The organism is Thermus aquaticus (assembly GCF_001280255.1).
Classification (GTDB): Bacteria; Deinococcota; Deinococci; order Deinococcales; family Thermaceae; genus Thermus; species Thermus aquaticus.
Window position 1 is genome coordinate 241,643 of the sequence record NZ_LHCI01000106.1, and the last position, 14,942, is coordinate 256,584.

Annotated in this window: 15 protein-coding genes and 2 pseudogenes; 11 read left to right on the forward strand and 6 right to left on the reverse strand. The window is 67.4% G+C overall.

Annotated features, from left to right (window positions below; all coding sequences use genetic code 11):
• Window positions 1-253, reverse strand: a pseudogene (locus BVI061214_RS13185) (transposase); the annotation flags it as partial.
• Window positions 254-328: 75 nt separating this feature from the next.
• On the opposite strand from BVI061214_RS13185, the gene trmB reads away from it, so the two are divergent.
• Both trmB and BVI061214_RS02250 read left to right on the forward strand, forming a co-directional pair.
• Window positions 329-1,264 (forward strand): tRNA (guanosine(46)-N7)-methyltransferase TrmB, encoded by a 936-nt coding sequence (gene trmB / locus BVI061214_RS02245; protein ID WP_053767115.1) that lies wholly within the window; start codon window positions 329-331, stop codon window positions 1,262-1,264.
• Between the two features lie 149 nt (window positions 1,265-1,413).
• The gene (locus BVI061214_RS02250; RefSeq protein WP_053767116.1) at window positions 1,414-2,484 is read left to right on the forward strand and encodes a MalY/PatB family protein; all 1,071 of its coding nucleotides are present in this window, start codon (window positions 1,414-1,416) and stop codon (window positions 2,482-2,484) included.
• A gap of 110 nt (window positions 2,485-2,594) precedes the next feature.
• Here BVI061214_RS02250 and BVI061214_RS02255 read toward each other — a convergent pair whose 3' ends face one another.
• The gene (locus BVI061214_RS02255; protein ID WP_053768560.1) at window positions 2,595-3,059 is read right to left on the reverse strand and encodes an Hsp20/alpha crystallin family protein; all 465 of its coding nucleotides are present in this window, start codon (window positions 3,057-3,059) and stop codon (window positions 2,595-2,597) included.
• 98 nt (window positions 3,060-3,157) lie between these two features.
• Here BVI061214_RS02255 and BVI061214_RS02260 point away from each other — a divergent pair, with 98 nt between their 5' ends.
• Genes BVI061214_RS02260 through BVI061214_RS02270 form a run of 3 tightly spaced genes read left to right on the forward strand, consistent with a single transcriptional unit; the run spans window position 3,158 to window position 5,189 of the window.
• A complete protein-coding gene (locus tag BVI061214_RS02260; RefSeq protein WP_053767117.1) occupies window positions 3,158-3,850 on the forward strand; it encodes a sulfurtransferase in 693 nt (230 codons plus the stop codon).
• A complete protein-coding gene (locus BVI061214_RS02265) occupies window positions 3,847-4,470 on the forward strand; it encodes an MBL fold metallo-hydrolase (protein WP_053767118.1) in 624 nt (207 codons plus the stop codon). The genes BVI061214_RS02260 and BVI061214_RS02265 overlap by 4 nt, the downstream gene beginning before the upstream one ends.
• On the forward strand, window positions 4,458-5,189 hold the full coding sequence (locus BVI061214_RS02270) for a zinc ribbon domain-containing protein (RefSeq protein WP_053767119.1): 732 nt from the start codon (window positions 4,458-4,460) through the stop codon (window positions 5,187-5,189). Before BVI061214_RS02265 ends, BVI061214_RS02270 begins: the two co-directional genes overlap by 13 nt.
• On the opposite strand, the gene BVI061214_RS02275 is transcribed toward BVI061214_RS02270, so the two are convergent.
• A complete protein-coding gene (locus BVI061214_RS02275) occupies window positions 5,186-5,614 on the reverse strand; it encodes an OsmC family protein (protein ID WP_053767120.1) in 429 nt (142 codons plus the stop codon). The genes BVI061214_RS02270 and BVI061214_RS02275 overlap by 4 nt on opposite strands.
• 78 nt (window positions 5,615-5,692) lie before the next feature.
• Between BVI061214_RS02275 and BVI061214_RS02280 the strand changes: the two genes are divergently transcribed.
• The 5 genes from BVI061214_RS02280 to truA all read left to right on the forward strand — a co-directional run bounded on the left by BVI061214_RS02280 (window position 5,693) and on the right by truA (window position 10,991).
• On the forward strand, window positions 5,693-6,469 hold the full coding sequence (locus BVI061214_RS02280) for a metalloenzyme (protein WP_053767121.1): 777 nt from the start codon (window positions 5,693-5,695) through the stop codon (window positions 6,467-6,469).
• Window positions 6,470-6,552: 83 nt separating this feature from the next.
• Window positions 6,553-7,548, forward strand: coding sequence for an iron ABC transporter substrate-binding protein (locus BVI061214_RS02285; protein WP_053767122.1), 996 nt, complete (start codon window positions 6,553-6,555; stop codon window positions 7,546-7,548).
• Window positions 7,545-9,092: an ABC transporter permease gene (locus BVI061214_RS02290; protein WP_053767123.1), complete on the forward strand. Its 1,548-nt coding sequence runs from the start codon at window positions 7,545-7,547 to the stop codon at window positions 9,090-9,092. The genes BVI061214_RS02285 and BVI061214_RS02290 overlap by 4 nt, the downstream gene beginning before the upstream one ends.
• The gene (locus tag BVI061214_RS02295) at window positions 9,071-10,108 is read left to right on the forward strand and encodes an ABC transporter ATP-binding protein (protein WP_053767124.1); all 1,038 of its coding nucleotides are present in this window, start codon (window positions 9,071-9,073) and stop codon (window positions 10,106-10,108) included. The genes BVI061214_RS02290 and BVI061214_RS02295 overlap by 22 nt, the downstream gene beginning before the upstream one ends.
• Before the next feature lie 112 nt (window positions 10,109-10,220).
• On the forward strand, window positions 10,221-10,991 hold the full coding sequence (gene truA, locus BVI061214_RS02300) for a tRNA pseudouridine(38-40) synthase TruA (protein WP_053767125.1): 771 nt from the start codon (window positions 10,221-10,223) through the stop codon (window positions 10,989-10,991).
• Window positions 10,992-11,026: 35 nt separating this feature from the next.
• Here truA and BVI061214_RS02305 read toward each other — a convergent pair whose 3' ends face one another.
• The 3 genes and pseudogenes from BVI061214_RS02305 to BVI061214_RS02315 form a co-directional block, all read right to left on the reverse strand.
• Window positions 11,027-12,217, reverse strand: a complete 1,191-nt coding sequence (locus BVI061214_RS02305) for an ABC transporter permease (RefSeq protein WP_003047460.1) — start codon at window positions 12,215-12,217, stop codon at window positions 11,027-11,029.
• 10 nt (window positions 12,218-12,227) lie between these two features.
• Complete coding sequence (locus tag BVI061214_RS02310; protein WP_003047457.1) at window positions 12,228-13,238, reverse strand: ABC transporter permease; 1,011 nt, start codon at window positions 13,236-13,238, stop codon at window positions 12,228-12,230.
• Between the two features lie 69 nt (window positions 13,239-13,307).
• Window positions 13,308-14,477, reverse strand: a pseudogene (locus BVI061214_RS02315) (peptide ABC transporter substrate-binding protein); the annotation flags it as partial.
• A gap of 27 nt (window positions 14,478-14,504) precedes the next feature.
• Here BVI061214_RS02315 and BVI061214_RS13680 point away from each other — a divergent pair.
• A partial coding sequence (locus BVI061214_RS13680) for a transposase (RefSeq protein ID WP_248841775.1) occupies window positions 14,505-14,942 on the forward strand: 438 nt, incomplete at its 3' end.

The following is a 14,942-nucleotide window of genomic DNA, read 5'->3' on the forward strand; positions in this document are numbered from 1 at the left end:
GTGAGGGGAAGTAGGCCTTCAGGGTGGATTTAGCGGCTAGGTAGCCTTTGGCGAGGTCTTGGCCTTGAAGGAGGAAAAAGATGGCGAGGGTCAGTAGCTCGGCCAGAGTAGCCTTCTGGTGCTTTTGCTTTTTGGGGAGCTTGAAGCCTTGGGCCTGAAGGGCCTTGAGCTCGTCATCCACCCAGATGTAGGTAGCCACCAGAAGGGTTTCTGCGTCAAGATAGTAGAGGGGGTGCTCTCGGCAGGAGACCATAGCACCCCCTCTTTTCTCACACCGCAGGGGTTTGGGTCAAGTAGCACACGACGGAATCTGCTAGAATGCCCCCTCGTGCTGGTGCGGCCCGCCCTCCTGCCCGAGCTTCCCCCAGAGCCCAAAGCCCTCTTCGTCCGGGAAGGCCCTTTGGTGGTGGAAGTGGGCTTCGGCGATGGCCGCTTCACCGCCCACTACGCCAGGACCCATCCCGAAAGGCTCATCCTGGGGGCCGAGGTTTCGGCGGCCAGCGTCCAGCGGGCCCTCAGGCGGCTCAAGCGGGAAGGCATCGGCAACGTCCGCCTCTACCTGGGGGAAGGCGCCTTCGCCCTCCGAAACCTGGTGCCCCCGAGGAGCGTCCTCGAGGTCATCGTCAACTTTCCCGACCCCTGGCCCAAAAAGCGCCACCAGGGGAGGCGCCTCCTCCAGGAGGCCTTCTTCCGCCGCCTTTCCACCCGCCTGGCCGAGGGGGGGAGGCTCCTCCTCACCACCGACCACGAGGACTACTTCGCCTTCGCCCTGGAGGAGGCCCGGCGGACCGGGCTCTACCGCATAGAAACCCCCCCACCCCCGGAGGCCCACCTCCTGACCAAGTACGCTCTCAAGTGGCGGCAGGCGGGGCGGGCCTTCTTCCACGCCGTCTTCACCAAGGAGGCCGAGGACCCCACGCCCTGGCCTCCCATGAGGAGGTACGCCATGGCCCACGCCCTACTGAATGGCCCCCTGCCCGAGGCCCTTGACCTGCCCCAGGCCCCCGTGCGCTTCCCAGGGGGGGTGGCCGTCTTCCTGGAAGCGGCCAGGGGGGAAAAGGGCTTTTACGTCCTGACCCACGTGGAGGAGGAGGACCTCACCCAGGACCTCCTCCTGGAGGTGCGCAAGAGCGCCCACGGCCTCTACGCCGGGGTGAGCCGCTTCGGCGCCCCCCTCATCACCGAAGGGGTGAGGGCGGCGGTCAGGGCGCTGGTGGCGGCCCTCGAGGCCCTGGGCCTTCAGGTGGTCCAGGATCACACCTGAGTACCCCGCTGTGGCAAGGGCCCCTTATACCACCCCATGCTGGCCCAAGCCAGCATGGGGGCCCCGGCAAAAGGTTCCTGGGGAAGCTGCCAAGCATGGTGGGCCGAAGGAAACAGGAAACTAGGGTATTGGTGGGTTAAGATGGCCCCATGAAGCTTCCGCCGCGCCAGGACTCCCTCAAGTGGAGCGCCTACCCCGAGGACGTCCTGCCCCTTTGGGTGGCGGACATGGACTTCCCCGTGGCCGAGCCCATCCGGAGGGCCATCCAGGCCCGGGCGGAAGGGTTTCTGGGCTACCCGCCCCGGGAGGGGGACAAGGAGCTTAAGGCCCTCCTCCTGGAGAGGACGGGCCTACAGGGGGAAGTGGCCTTCATGCCCGGGGTGGTGGTGGGGCTTTACGCCGCCGTGGCCGCCTTCACCGCCCCCGGGCACGGGGTCCTGACCCAGGTGCCCGTCTACCCCCCTTTCCTCTCCGCCATCCGGGAGCAGGGGCGGACCCTCCTGGCCAACCCCCTGAAGGAAACGGAGGCGGGCTACCGCCTGGACCTGGGGGGCCTGGAGCGCCTAGCCTACGCCAGCCGCCTTCTCCTCTTCTGCCACCCCCAGAACCCTACGGGTCGGGTCTTCACCGAGGAGGAGCTTTCCGCCCTGGCCCAGGTGGCCCGCAAGCACGACCTCGTTGTGGTCTCCGACGAGCTCCACGCCCCCCTCACCTACGAGAGGCCCCACATCCCCCTGGCCCGCTTCCTTCCCGAGAGGACCATCACCCTCCTGGGCCCCGGCAAGGCCTACAACCTGGCGGGCCTGCCCATGGGGGCGGCCGTGGGGCCCAAGCCCCTGGTGGAGGCCCTGAAGCGGCACCTCCCCCACACCTTCCCCAACGTCCTGGCCATGGCCGCCTGGAAGGCGGCCCTTCTGGAGGGGGAAGGGTGGCTTAGGGAGGTCCTCGGGATGCTCCGGCAGAACCGGGACCGCCTGGCGGCCTGGGCCCAGGAGATGGGCCTCTTCCACGTACCCCCGGAGGGGACCTACCTGGCCTGGCTCAGGATGCCCTTCCCCAAGGCGGCCTCCCGCCTTCTGGAGGAGGCCCGGGTGGCCCTGAACCCCGGGGAGAACTTTGGGAAGGGGTACGACCGCTACGTGCGCCTCAACTTCGCCACCTACCCGGAGGTCCTGGAGGAGGCCCTAAGCCGGATGGCGCAGGCCCTGAAGAAGGGATAAAGCAGCAAACCCCCTGCGCCCTTCCAGCGCCAGGGGGCCGCGCCCACCCACGCCGGCTCGGCGCGGGAAAGAGCGACCCCCGGGGATCTCCCCGGGGGCTATCTCAGGCCTTACTGGACCACCTCAATGGGGATCCGCTTGGCCCGGGCCTCGGCCACCTTGGGCATGGTGAGCCGGAGGATGCCGTGGCGGAACTCCGCCTTGGCCTCGTCGGCCTTCACCTCCACGGGCAGGGTGAAGGTGCGCACGAAGGAGCCATGGGGGATCTCCTGGAGGTAGTAGCGGCGGGCCTTGGCCTCCTCCACGGGCTTCACCTGGCCCCGGACGGTGAGCTTGTTGCCTTCGAGGCTCACCTCCAGGTCTTCAGGCGTGAGGCCGGGCACGGCCATCTCCAGGATCAGGGCCTCGTCGGTCTCGTAGAGGTCGGCCGGGGCCACGTAGGTGGTGACGGGCCGGCCGAACTCACCCAGCACCTCCTCAAAGAGCCGGTTGGCCTCCTCAAAGAGGGAGAGCGGACCCCAAGTCCTGAAGGGCGTGATCTCGGTGGGACGGGCATCCCTACGCACCAGGGCCATATCCATCACCTCCACCTTCACTTATATCACCTGCGCCCCAGTTTGTCAAGTACCCTTATGCCATAAGGCTTACCCATGCGTCCCCTATAATCAGGCCCATGGAGCTACCCAAGGACGCGGTCCTGGTGGACACCAGGCCCCGCCCCGCCTACGAGGCGGGCCACCTCCCCGGGGCCCGGCACCTGGACCTCTCCGCCCCCCGGTTCCGCCTGCGGGAGGAGTCGGAGCTTAGGGCTTTGGAAGAGGCCCTCACCGAGCTTTTCCGGAGCCTGGGCCTTAGAAGCCCCGTGGTCCTCTACGACGAGGGCCTCACCAGCCGCCTCTGCCGCACCGCCTTTTTCCTGGGGCTTGGGGGCCTCGAGGTGCGCCTCTGGACCGAAGGGTGGGAGGAGCTGGCCACGGAAGGGGAGACGCCCAAGCCCGAGCCCAGCGATACCCTGGCCCACCTCCAAAGGGACTGGCTCCTCACCGCCGACGAGGCGGCCCGTCACCCCCTCCTCCTGGACGTGCGGAGCCCGGAGGAGCACAAGGGCCTGGTCCACCCCCCTTGCTGCCCCCGGGGCGGGCGGATTCCCGGCAGCAGAAACGCCCCCCTGGAGCTCTTTTTTGAGCCCGAGGGGCTCCTTGCGCGGCTTGGGCTGGAGCCGGGCCAGGAGGTGGGGGTCTACTGCCACTCCGGGGCCCGGAGCGCCGTGGCCTTCTTCGTCCTGAGGAGCCTTGGGGTCAGGGCCCGGAACTACCTGGGCTCCATGCACGAGTGGCTCCAGGAGGGCCTGCCCACCGAGCCATGAGGGCCTTCCGCCTCACCGTGGGGCCTTTGGGGGAGAACGCCTACCTGGTGGAAACCCCCATGGGCGGGGTCTTCATAGATCCGGGGGACGAGGCCCCGAGGCTTCTCGCCCTGGCGGAGGCCACCGGCATCGCTCCCAGGGCCATCCTCCTCACCCACGCCCACTTTGACCACGTGGGGGCTGTGGCCCCCCTGGTGGAGGCCTTGGGTCTTCCCGTCTTCCTCCACCCCCTGGACCTGCCCCTCTACCGGGGGGCCGCCGAGGTGGCCGCCCGTTGGGGGGTCCCGATCCCCAGGCCCCCAGAGGAGGTGGAGCCCCTGGAGGAAGGCATGGTCCTCTTCGGCCTCGAGGTCTGGCACCTTCCCGGGCACAGCCCGGGGCACGTGGCCTTCCTGGACCGGGAAGGGGGTCAGGTCTTCTCCGGGGACCTCCTCTTCCGGGGCGGCGTCGGCCGCTACGACCTGCCCGGGGCCGACCCCAAGGCCCTCTTCGCCTCCTTGAGGCGGCTTCTCACCCTGCCTCCAGAGACCCAGGTCCACCCCGGGCACGGGCCCAGCACCACCTTGGGCCTCGAGGCCCAGACCAACCCCTTCCTCCAAGGGTTAGAATGGGAAACGTGAACGGGGCGGAGGCACTGAGGGCTCTTTACGCGCTTCAGGAGAAGGACCTGGAGATAGACCGATTGCAAAAGGAAGCCGAAACCCTTCCCGAGGACCTCCTGGCGGCAAAGGCCCAAGCGGAAGCCCTGGAGGCGGAGCTCGTGAACCTTCTGGAGCGCCAGGCGGAGCTCAAAAAGGCCTACACCCGCCACAGCCTGGACATAGAGGACCTCACCGCCAAGGAGAAGCAGGCCGAGGCGGAGCAGCGCCAGGCCCAGAGCGCCCGGGAGCAGACCCAGTACGAGAACCGCATCCAGCAGATCAAAGACCGCATCCGGGAGCTTCTGGAGCTCTCCACCCCCATCATGGAGGCCATGGAGGAGGTGGAGAAGGAGATCGCTCGGGTGGAGGAGGCCCTGGCAAGCCTCAGGCCTAAGCTGGAGGAGCTATTACAGCAAAACGCCCTGAGGGTGGAGGCCCTCAAGGAGGAGATCCTCAAGCTCCAGGAGGCGCGGCAGGCCATGGCGGCGGAGATCCCCGCCCTAGTGCTCAAGGAGTACGAGGCCATCCGCCGGGCCCGAAAGGGCACCGGGGTGGTGCGCATGCTGAGACAGGGCCAGGTCTTCCGCTGCGAGGGGTGCAACGTGGTCCTGCCTACCCACGTGGCCCAGAAGGTGATGCAGGGGCAGCTTACCCGCTGCCCCTCCTGCGGCCGCCTCCTCTGGAAGGGCGAGGCCTAAAGAAGCCGGGCCTCCAAGGAGATCTCCTTCACCCCAGCCAGGGCCCGGGAAACGGGGCACCCCTCCTTGGCCGCCTGGGCGATCTCCTGGAACTTCTCCGGGGAAATCCCGGGCACCTCGGCCTCAGTGAGGAGCTCTATCCGGGTGATGGTGGCCCGGCCCTCCACCATCTCCAGGTGCACCCGGGCCTCGGTGGCGACCCGCCTGGGGGGGAACCCCTCCCGCTCCAAGGCGGCGGCCAGGGCCATGGAGAAGCACCCGGCGTGGGCCGCAGCGATGAGCTCCTCGGGGTTCGTCCCCTCCCCCTCCTCAAAGCGGGAAGGGAAGGAGTAGGGCCCCTGGAAGGCCTGGCTCTCTAGCTTCATAATCCCTTTGCCCGCGCGCAACCCGCCTTCCCAAACCGCTTCCGCTTTCCTCACCGGCATAGGTTTACCTCCGCCCTAAGACTACCCCACCTGGTCAACTCCTGGGTGCACAAAACCACCTTCTGCCAAACTAAGGGGGTGCTCTTCCTCTTCGTGGACGGCCTGGGACTGGGCGAGGCTTTAGAAGACCTCTTCCCCCTCCTCCTGAGCCTCAACCCCCACCCCCTGGACGCCACCTTGGGGGTGGAGGGCCTGCCCCAGTCGGGCACCGGCCAGACGGCCCTCCTCACCGGGAAAAACGCCGCCCAGTTCCTCGGCCACCACCAGGGCCCTTTCCCCAGCCCCCGCCTGAGGCCCCTCCTGAAGGCAAGCCTCTACGCCTGGGCCAAAGAAGAGGGCCTGGCCGTCCTCCACGCCAACGCCTACCGCCCAGAGTACCTGGAAAAGGCCACGAGGGGCAGGCACCTTTTCCTTTCCGCCTTCGCCCAGTCGGCGCGCCTTGCGGGTTTACCCCTTCTGCCCCTGGACCATCCCTTGGCCCTCCCCCCCGGGTTCTGGGAAGACCCTTACGGCGTGGGGGCTAGGGCGGCGGCCCTCACCCGGCGCTTTGACCTGGTGGTCCTGGAGTACTGGGCCCTGGACCTCTTGGCTCACCGGGACCCAGAACGCCTGCCGGAGCGTTTCCGGGAGCTCACCTTGTTTCTACGGGGCTTCCTGGACGAGGGTGGGGAGCTCCTCCTCACCTCGGATCACGGCAACGCCGAGGAGCCCTGGCACCCCCGCCACACCCTGAACCCCGTGCCCCTGGTCTACACCGGGGAGGCCCCACCGCCTCCTCTGGATCTCACCGGGGTCCTGCCCTGGATGCAAAGGATTCTCACTTCTAAATACAAGAAATCCGACCGGAATACTTGACTTTCTCCCCTGCGGGTTGTAGAGTACCCGGGCGAGGGCGCCCTCACCCCGGGGTCTCCCAGGAACCACGCTCGGAGGTTCAGATGGAACGCAGAACGATCCTGACCCTTATCGGCCTAACGATCCTAAACCTTAGCTTGGCCCAGACCCAGACCCTCACCGTCTACTCGGGCCGGGGCCAGAGCCTGGTGGAGCCCTTGGTGAAGCAGTTTGAGCGGGATACGGGCATCCGGGTCCAGGTGCGCTACGGCACCGACGCCCAGATCCTGGCCGCCTTGCAGGAGGAGGGTGGCCGCTCCCCTGCGGATGTGTTCTGGGGCAACACCTCGGGGGCCCTGGGCCGGGCCGCCGGGCTGGGTCTCCTAAGGCCCCTGGGGGATAGCCTCCTCAAGACCCCCCAGGCCTTTGCCCCCGCCTCCCGGTCCTGGGTGCCGGTGACCCTGCGCCTCAGGGTTCTGGCCTATAACCCCCAGAAGTTCAAGCCCGAGGAGCTTCCCCAAAGCATCCTGGACCTTCCCCGCTTCGCCCGGGAAAAGGGTCTTGGGGGGCGGGTGGGCTGGACCCCCACTTACTCCAGCTTCCAGGACATGGTGGCGGGGATGATCGCCCTTCACGGAGAGGCCAAAACTAGGGCGTGGCTTGAGGAAATGAAAGCCCTCGCCCCCAAGGCTTACGCCTCCAACCCCGCCATGCTGGACGCCATCCGGGCGGGCGAGGTGGACCTGGGCTCCACCAACCACTACTACGTGGTGCGCTTCCGCCGGGCGGGGTACCAGCTGGGGATGCACCACTTCCAGGACGGGGACGTGGGCAACCTGGCCCTGGTGACGGGAGCGGGCATCCTGAAGACGGGCAAGAACCTCACCGCCGCCACCCGCTTCCTCACCTACCTCCTCTCCCCCAAGGCCCAGCAGTACTTCGCGGGCACCATCGGGGAGTACCCCCTGGTGAAGGGCGTGGTGACGGACCCTAACCTGCTGCCCCTCGAGGAGGCCCTGGCCAAAAGCCCCAGGATGGACTTTGAGAAGCTTCCCTTAGAGCAGGCTTTGAGGCTCCTGCGGGAACTCGGGATCCTGTGACCCTGAGGCTTCCCCACCTACCCGGGCTCCTTCCCTTCCTCATCCCCGCCCTCCTCACGGGGGGCGGGGTGGCCCTGCCCCTCCTCTACCTGGTCCTAAGGGCCCTGGAGGCGGAGCCCAAGGCCCTCCAGGAAATCCTCCTAAGGCCCAAGAACCTGGAGCTTCTTCTGAACACCCTGGCCCTCTTCTTTGGGGTCCTTCTCCTCACCACGCTCCTGGCCCTCCCCCTGGCCTTCCTCACCACCCGGACGGACCTCAAGGGAAAGCGGGTTTTCGCCATCCTCCTCACCCTGCCCCTGGCCATTCCCGGGTACGTGGGGGCCTACGTCCTCCTGGCGGCCACCGGGGAAGGGGGGATTCTTCCCCTTCCCCGACCGGAGGGGTACTGGGGGGCCCTCCTGGTCCTCTCCTTCATCACCTACCCCTACCTCTTCCTCTCCTTGAGGGCCGCCTTTTTGGGCCTGGACCCCAGCCTGGAGGAGGCGGCCCGCACCCTGGGCCTAAGCCCTTTCAGGGCCTTCCTCAAGGCCACCTTCCCCCAGCTCCTCCCCGCCCTCCTCTCGGGCTACCTGGTGGTGGGTCTCCACGTCCTGGGGGACTTCGGCACGGTGAGCCTTCTCCGCTACGAGACCTTCTCCTACGCCATCTACCTGCAGTACACCGCCGCCTTTGACCGGGTCTACGCCGCCTGGCTGGCCCTCTTCCTCCTCCTCCTCACCGGGGGGCTCCTCCTCCTGGAGGGGGTCTTTCTAAGCCGCCTGGCCCTGGCGCGGGCAGGCAAGGGGGCAAGCCGGAGGGCCAGGCCGGTGCGCCTGGGCCCCCTGGCTCCCCTGGCCTACCTCCTCCTCTCCCTCCCCGTCCTCCTCGCCCTAGTCCTGCCCCTTTACGCCCTCTTCCACCTGGCAAGCCGCTTTCCCCGGGAGAACCTGGAGGGGGTCAGGGAGGCCCTCCTCCACTCGGCCCTGGCGGCGGGCCCCGCCGCGGCGCTGGCGGTGGGCATGGCCCTGCCCATCGCCTACCTGGCGGTGCGCTACCCCTCCTTCCCCGCCCGCCTTCTGGAGCGCCTGGCCTACCTGGGCTACGCCGTGCCGCCCTTGGCCTTCGCCCTGGCCTGGGTCTTCTTCAGCCTGAAGGGCCTCCCCTTCCTCTACGGCACCCTCCCCCTCCTCATCCTGGTCCTGGCCTTCCACTTTCTGGCGGAAAGCCTGGGGCCCATCCGGGGGGCCCTGCACCAGGTGCCGAGGCGCCTGGAGGAGGCGGCCAGGACCCTGGGGGAAACCCCCACCGGGGCCTTCTTCCGGGTCACCTTCCCCCTCCTCTGGCGGGGGACGCTGGCGGGAGGGGCTTTGGCCTTCATCGGGGCGGTCAAGGAGCTTCCCATCACCCTCCTCCTGGCCCCCATGGGCTACAGCACCCTGGCCACCCGGGTTTTCAGCTACACTCAGGAAGCCATGTTCGCCGAGGCCGCCCCCTTCGCCCTCCTCATCGCCCTCCTCTCGGCGGCCTTCGTGGGGGTGTTGCTTTGGAGCGAGCGCCGCTTCTAGAACTCCAAGGGATAAGGAAGCGCTTCGGCGAGCACGAGGTGCTCAAAGGGGTGGGCCTCGCCGTCTACCCCGGGGAGATCCTGGCCCTCCTAGGGCCCTCGGGGTGTGGCAAGACCACGCTCCTTCGCGTCATCGCCGGCCTGGAGAGCCCCGATGAGGGCCGGGTCCTCCTCGAGGGCCAAGACATCACCCCCCTGCCCCCGGAAAGGCGGGGCATCGGCTTCGTCTTCCAGGACTACGCCCTCTTCCCCCACCTCACGGCCCTGGGCAACGTGGCCTTCGGCCTGAAGGGAAAAGACCGTCTGGAGCGGGCCAGAAGGGCCCTGGAGCGGGTGGGGATGACCCTCTTCCAGGACCGGAAGCCCGGGGAGCTCTCCGGCGGGCAGCAACAGCGGGTGGCCCTGGCCCGGGCCCTGGCCCCTGGGCCTAGGCTCGTCCTCCTGGACGAGCCCTTCTCCAGCCTGGACGCCGGGCTTAGGGCCGCCACCCGGGAGGAGGTGCGCAAAGTCCTCAAGGAGACAGGCACCACCGCCATCCTGGTCACCCACGACCAGGAGGAGGCCCTCTCCTTCGCCGACCGCCTGGGGGTCATGCGCGGGGGAAGGCTTTTGCAGGTGGGGACCCCGGAGGAGGTCTACCTGAGGCCCAAGACCCCCTTCGTGGCCCAGTTTTTGGGGCGCACCAACCTCCTCCTCGGGGAGGGGAAGGGGCGGTACGCCGAAACCTGCCTGGGCCCCGTGCCCCTGGCCGAGCCCGCCCACGGGCCCCTCATCCTCTCCCTGAGGCCCGAGGCCCTGAGGCTCATCCCCCCCGGGGAGGGCCCTTTGGGGGAGGTGGTGGCCCGGGAGTTCAAGGGGCACGACCTGACCTACCGGGTGCGGCTTTTGGGCACAGACCGGGAGGTCCAGGTGCAGGAAAGCCCCACCGCCCCCTACCGGGTGGGGGACCGGGTGGGCATCCAGGTGGTGGGGGAGGGGGTGGCCCTCGAGGCCAAGACCCCCGTGGGCACCGACTAATACCACCCCATGCTGGCTTGCGCCAGCATGGGGGCCCCGGCAAAAGGTTCCTGGAGAAGTTATCAGCATGGTGGGCCGAAGGAAACAGGAAGCGAGGGTATAAGCTAGGCCTGTGCGCCGCATTCTCCTCCTCACCGAGTACGACGGGACCCACTTCGCTGGGCTCCAAAGACAGCGGCAGGGCCTGCGCACCGTGCAGGGCGAGTTGGAAAAGGCCCTTCCCCATATCGGAGCTCTCCCCAAGGCGGTGGCCGCCGGCCGCACCGACGCCGGGGTCCACGCCCTCGCCATGCCTTTCCACATAGACCTGCAAAGCCCTATCCCCGTGGAGAAGGTGCCCGAGGCCTTAAACCGCCTCCTCCCCGAGGATCTGAAGGTGGTGGCCGCAAGGGAGGTGGCCCCGGACTTCCACGCCAGGAAGGACGCCCTCTGGCGGGCCTACCGCTACCGAGTCCTCCTGCGGCCCCACCCCTCCCCCCTCCTCCGCCACCGGGTCCTCTGGCTCAGGAGGCCCCTGGACCTAAAGGCCATGGAGGAGGCCCTCCCCCTCCTCCTCGGGCGGCACAACTTCCTGGGCTTCGCCAAGGAGGAGACCCGGGAGGGGGTGCGGGAGCTTTTGGAGGCCCGCCTCGAGGTCCTGGAAGGGGAAATGGGCCCGGAGGTCCGCTTCTACTTCAAGGGCAGGAGCTTCCTCCGGGGCCAGGTAAGGGGCATGGTGGGGACCCTTCTGGAGGTGGGCCTGGGCAGGCGCTCCCCGGAAAGCGTGAAGGCCATCCTGGAGACCGCCGACCGCCGCTTGGCGGGCCAAAGCGCCCCGGCCACGGGGCTTTACTTCCTCGAGGCCGCCTACCCGGAGGAGAAGCTGAAGCCCCCAGGCTCTTAGGCAGCCCAGGGGCTCAGGCCCTCTCTAGCGCCCCTCTAGAGGCGGCTCCTGGGGTCCAGGGCGTCCCTAAGGCCATCCCCCACGAAGTTAAAGGCCAAGACGGTGATGAAGATCATGAAGCCCGGGGGCAGGGCCAGCCAGGGGGCCATGAAGATATACTCCTGGGCATTGGCCAGCATGTTCCCCCAGGTGGCCACCGGGGGCTGGATACCAAAGCCCAGGAAGGAAAGCCCCGATTCCACCAGGATGGCGTAGCCCACTTGCAGGGTAGCCAAGACGATCAAGGGCGCCAGGGCGTTGGGGATGAGGTGCCGGAAGAGGATGCGGCTGTCCGAAGCCCCCAGGGCCTGGGCGGCGGTGGTGTAGTCCTGTTCCCTAAGGGAGAGAATGGTGCCGCGGACGATACGGGCCGGGGTGAGCCAGCCGAAAAGGACCAGGATGGCGATGATGATGAAGACGCTGGCCGCATCCCCCAGGACGTCCTGCGCCCACTGCCCCACCGGCACCCTAGGGTCCCGCAGGAGGGCAGAGAGAACAAGGAGCAAGGGAAGGGTGGGGATGGTCAGCATGAAGTCAATCAGGCGGCTTATAGCCGTGTCCAGGTCCAAGCGGATCTCTCCCCTAAGCCCCCAGAGAGCGGCGAAGAGGAGAAAGGCCATGGAGATCCAAAAGAAGACCTGAGCCCCCAAGGACCCCGCCTCCCGGCCCATTTCGGTCACCCCCAGGAACATCTGGAAGAGGAGGAAGAGGACCCCGTAGTAAAGGAACCAGGAGAAGACCCGCCAAAGGGCAAAGCTCCAGGGGTAGAACCCTTCCTTCTCCCGGCGCAGGGGGCCTAGATAGAAGCGGAGGGGTCGCCCGGCGAAATACCCCGCCAAAGCCCCCAAGAGGAGCCCCACCAGAACGCTGGAAGTGGCTACGGAAAACCCCACCAGAAGGGAGATCCGGGCACCATACATGAGGCGGGAGAGGACGTCCCGCCCCAGGTCATCGGTGCCCAAGGGGTGCTCCCGGCTGGGGGGGGAAAAGATCCTCTCCCCAAAATCCTCCCCCCGAGGCTGGGCGAAGGGGTCGTAGGGAGCTATCCAGGGAGCCAACAAGGCCACCAGGAGCATGAAGGCGATCACCGCCAGGCTGGCCATGGCCAACCGGTGCCGGCGGAAGCGACGCCAGAAAACTTTCCAAAAGGTCCTCTGCTCGGAAAGGGGAACCATTGCCTGCTGCATGTGCCTCCTCCTAGCTGTAGCGGATCCTGGGGTCCACCAGGGCGTAGGCCAGGTCCGCCAAAAGGTTGAAGAGGGCCACCATCAGGGCCAAGAAGGCCAGGGCCGCCATGGCCACGCTGTAGTCTTTCTCCACCAAGGCGTCAAAGATGGCCCGGCCCATCCCGGGGTAGCTGAAGATGGTCTCGGTGAGGACCGCGCCGCTCATCACCCCGGGAATGGCCAGGCCCACCAGGGTGACGATGGGGATAAGGGCGTTCCTGAGGGCGTGTTTGTAGAGGACCACCCGCTCGGCGAGGCCCTTAGCCCGGGCAGTGCGGATGTAGTCCTGGGAGAGAACCTCAAGAAGGGAGGCCCGCATGAACCGGGTCCACTCCGCCATGGAAGAGGTGGACAGGACCACCACCGGTAGAATCAGGTGCCAAGCCCAAAGCCCCAGGAAGGTCCCCAGGCTCACTAGCCCCTGGCGCACCTCCTCAAAGAGGAAGGGGGGCACCCCCCCGGTGGGGAACTGCGGGAAACCAGGGATGAGCTCCGGCAGGCGCACGGCGAAGAGGTAGAGGAGGAGGATGCCCAGGAAGAAGTTGGGGATGGAAAGGCCGATGAAGGCGAGGAAGGTGATGGTGTAGTCCGCCAGGGTGTACTGGCGCACCGCCGAGAAGACCCCCACGGGAATGGAGACCAGCAGGGCCAGAAGGAGGGCCAGTCCCGAGAGGAGAAGGGTACGGGGCAGGCGCTGCTCAAAGATGTACTCCGCCGCGGGGATGCCGTAGGTGCGGCTGTAGCCCAAATCCCCCTGGAGGGCCCGGGTGAGCCACTTGGCATAGCGGATGTGGATGGGGTCGTCCAGGCCGTAGGCCTTGCGCAAAGCCTCAAGCTGCTCGGCGGTGATGCGGGGGTTTTGCATCCGCACCTCGTCCAAGGGGTCCCCCGGCTGGAGGGCCAAAAGGGCGAAGATGACAAAAGAGGCCGCCAGGAGCAAAGGGATCATCTGAAAAAGCCTTCGTACCACGTAAGCGAACATGCCACCTCCTTACTTTCTGTCAGCAAAAAGCCTGCTGGGGAAACCCCAGCAGGCCTGACTATACCACGCCTAGCGGATGGTAAGGGCGTACTTAGCCTGGTCCCAGCGCTTCTCCGCCCCCCGTTGCGTCCAGCCGATGGTCCAGGGCTCCCAGTTGGGGTAGTTGTTGCCGCCGGAGTAAGCGGCGCTCACGTAGTTCACCAGGCCCTTGCGCACGATCAAGGGGTCGGCGCGGAAGTAGAGGGGCAGGGCGGCCACCTCCTCCGCCCAGATCTCCTGCATCCGGTCAAAGAGGGCCTTGCGCTTCGCGAAGTCAAACTCCACCACCGCCTGGTCCCGGAGGCGGTCGTACTCCTCGTTGCACCAGCCGCCCACGTTCTGGCCCTGGTAGTTGTTCTCCCGGGTGGGGCGGAAGCGGCAGGAGAAGAGGTCCCCGTTTTCCGCCAGGTTGGAGACCCAGGCAAACATGAACATCCCCGTCCAGCGGCCTTCGGAAGCCCGCTGGATGAAGTCGTCGGCGAAGACCACGGCGCTGGGGGCGTTGTTGATCCGGACGGCGATGCCGATCTTGCGGAAGTCCTCGGCCACGAACTGCTGGAAGCGCTCGCGGACCACGTTGCCGGCGGTGGTCACCCACTCGATCTCAAAGCGCACGGTGCGGCCGTCCACGGTGCGCTGGAGGATGCCATCCGGCCCCGGCCGCCAGCCCATCTCCGCCAGGAGGGCCCGGGCCCGGTCCAGGTTGTACTCGTACTTCCGCACGTTGGGGTTGTGGAGGGGGTTGACCGGAGCGATCCAGGTGTGGGAGACGGGCTGGAGGCCCTGGAAGACGGTGCGCACGAAGCCCTCGCGGTTGATGGCGTGGAGGAGGGCCTGGCGGGTGCGCTTGTCGTTCAGGCCCAGCTCCCGCACCCGGGGGACGTTGGCGAACTGGTTCACGTCAATGTGCTCCCAGATAGCCCCGGGCACGAACCAGATGTCAAAGTTCCCCCGAGCCCGCTGCACCAGCTGGGGCGCCCGCGCCTGGTCAAAGGTGAGGCCCACCCGGGAGAGGGCGTCAATGCTCCCACCCATGATGGCCACCTGGAGGGAGCTGGTGTTCTGGATGAAGCGGTAGACCACCCTCTGGACGTACTTGTCGGCCCCGCCCGGAGGGGTGATGGGGAACTGCGGGTTGCGGACCATCTCCACCGTGCTCCCGGGCACCCAGCGCCGGAGGACAAAGGGCCCGGAGTAGACCCAGGACTTTACCCACATCTCCGTTTCGTGGTAAATCTCCCCTTGCGGGCGCAGCCCGTATCTGGTACCGGGGGTGATCCATGGACATGCTCAAGGTGGCCGAGGCCAGGCTCCAGGAGTTCACGGGCCGTTTTGCGAGCGTTTTCCCCCGATAAGCGCCTCCACCGACGGTTTGAAGAGGTGGTGCGGGGCGCCTTGGCCGCAGGCTCAGCCCGGGTGAGCGAGATGGTGGCCTCGCTCCCTTCTCCCCTCCAGAACCGCTTCCACCAGGCCAAAGCCCTTTACCGCTTCCTGTCCAACCCACGGGTGGAGGCAGAAGCCCTCCTTGACCGGGTCTATCAGGAGAGCGCGACTGCCCTGGAGGGTGAGGAGGTTCTGGTCCTCCTGGACCTGAGCCCGGTGGCCAAGCCCTATGCCCGGGCCCTGGAGGGGATAGCCCGGGGGGGGAAGGATAGGCGGCCCGGG

Bases quoted from the DNA above. Each gene is read 5' to 3' on its own strand.
- BVI061214_RS02250 (WP_053767116.1), top strand. From the start codon at position 1,414: ATGAAGCTTCCGCCGCGCCAGGACTCCCTCAAGTGGAGCGCCTACCCC.
- BVI061214_RS02255 (WP_053768560.1), bottom strand. From the start codon at position 3,059: ATGGCCCTGGTGCGTAGGGATGCCCGTCCCACCGAGATCACGCCCTTC.
- BVI061214_RS02260 (WP_053767117.1), top strand. From the start codon at position 3,158: ATGGAGCTACCCAAGGACGCGGTCCTGGTGGACACCAGGCCCCGCCCC.
- BVI061214_RS02265 (WP_053767118.1), top strand. From the start codon at position 3,847: ATGAGGGCCTTCCGCCTCACCGTGGGGCCTTTGGGGGAGAACGCCTAC.
- BVI061214_RS02270 (WP_053767119.1), top strand. From the start codon at position 4,458: ATGGGAAACGTGAACGGGGCGGAGGCACTGAGGGCTCTTTACGCGCTT.
- BVI061214_RS02275 (WP_053767120.1), bottom strand. From the start codon at position 5,614: ATGCCGGTGAGGAAAGCGGAAGCGGTTTGGGAAGGCGGGTTGCGCGCG.
- BVI061214_RS02285 (WP_053767122.1), top strand. From the start codon at position 6,553: ATGGAACGCAGAACGATCCTGACCCTTATCGGCCTAACGATCCTAAAC.
- BVI061214_RS02305 (WP_003047460.1), bottom strand. From the start codon at position 12,217: ATGCAGCAGGCAATGGTTCCCCTTTCCGAGCAGAGGACCTTTTGGAAA.
- BVI061214_RS02310 (WP_003047457.1), bottom strand. From the start codon at position 13,238: ATGTTCGCTTACGTGGTACGAAGGCTTTTTCAGATGATCCCTTTGCTC.